This window comes from Pseudoramibacter porci, from assembly GCF_009696145.1.
Taxonomy (GTDB): domain Bacteria; phylum Bacillota; class Clostridia; order Eubacteriales; family Eubacteriaceae; genus Pseudoramibacter; species Pseudoramibacter porci.
Genome location: NZ_VUMO01000035.1, coordinates 1 through 1119, shown reverse-complemented (window position 1 = coordinate 1119; position 1119 = coordinate 1). Strand labels below are relative to the sequence as shown.

The following is a 1119-nucleotide window of genomic DNA, read 5'->3' as shown; positions in this document are numbered from 1 at the left end:
AAAGTAGTGATTCATCGCATCATAAATTTCTTCTTTGTTTTTAAAATACTCATAGAGTGACCCCACACTCACCCCTGCAATTTCTGCAATATGACGTGTAGTGGTACCACTTGGTCCATGCAATGCTACAGCAATAAAACCTGCTTCAATAATGGTATCGACAGTGACTTTGGCTCGTGCCTGACGGGGTTTTCGCGTAGACATATTTTCTGGCACTGTTGCAAAGTTAGCGATGAGGCAGCCTTTTGTCTTATTCAAAGGCCTTACATTTCAAAAACTCTGCTTACCAGGCGCATTTCGCCCAGGGGATCACCATAATAAAATGCTGAGGCCTGGCCTTTGCGTAGTGCACGCATCACCTCAATACCTTTGATGGTGGCGTAAGCCGTCTTCATGGATTTAAATCCCAGCGTGGCGCCGATTATCCGTTTCAGTTTGCCATGATCGCATTCAATCACGTTGTTCCGGTACTTAATCTGTCGGTGTTCAACGTCAGACGGGCACCGGCCTTCGCGTTTGAGCAGAGCAAGCGCGCGACCATAGGCGGGCGCTTTATCCGTGTTGATGAATCGCGGGATCTGCCACTTCTTCACGTTGTTGAGGATTTTACCCAGAAACCGGTATGCAGCTTTGCTGTTACGACGGGAGGAGAGATAAAAATCGACAGTGCGGCCCCGGCTGTCGACGGCCCGGTACAGATACGCCCAGCGGCCATTGACCTTCACGTAGGTTTCATCCATGTGCCACGGGCAAAGATCGGAAGGGTTACGCCAGTACCAGCGCAGCCGTTTTTCCATTTCAGGCGCATAACGCTGAACCCAGCGGTAAATCGTGGAGTGATCGACATTCACTCCGCGTTCAGCCAGCATCTCCTGCAGCTCACGGTAACTGATGCCGTATTTGCAGTACCAGCGTACGGCCCACAGAATGATGTCACGCTGAAAATGCCGGCCTTTGAATGGGTTCATGTGCAGCTCCATCAGCAAAAGGGGATGATAAGTTTATCACCACCGACTATTTGCAACAGTGCCGATAAAAATATATCATCATGAACAATAAAACTGTCTGCTTACATAAACAGTAATACAAGGGGTGTTATGAGCCATATTCAACGGGAAA

General features: G+C 48.7%; 2 protein-coding genes. Both read right to left on the bottom strand.

Annotated features, from left to right (window positions below; all coding sequences use genetic code 11):
* On the bottom strand, nucleotides 1-258 hold a 258-nt coding region (locus tag FYJ52_RS09995; protein WP_205960836.1), incomplete at its 3' end, for a TetR/AcrR family transcriptional regulator.
* 5 nt (nucleotides 259-263) lie between these two features.
* Complete coding sequence (locus FYJ52_RS09990) at nucleotides 264-968, bottom strand: IS6-like element IS26 family transposase (protein ID WP_001067855.1); 705 nt, start codon at nucleotides 966-968, stop codon at nucleotides 264-266.
* Nucleotides 969-1119 lie beyond the last annotated feature (151 nt).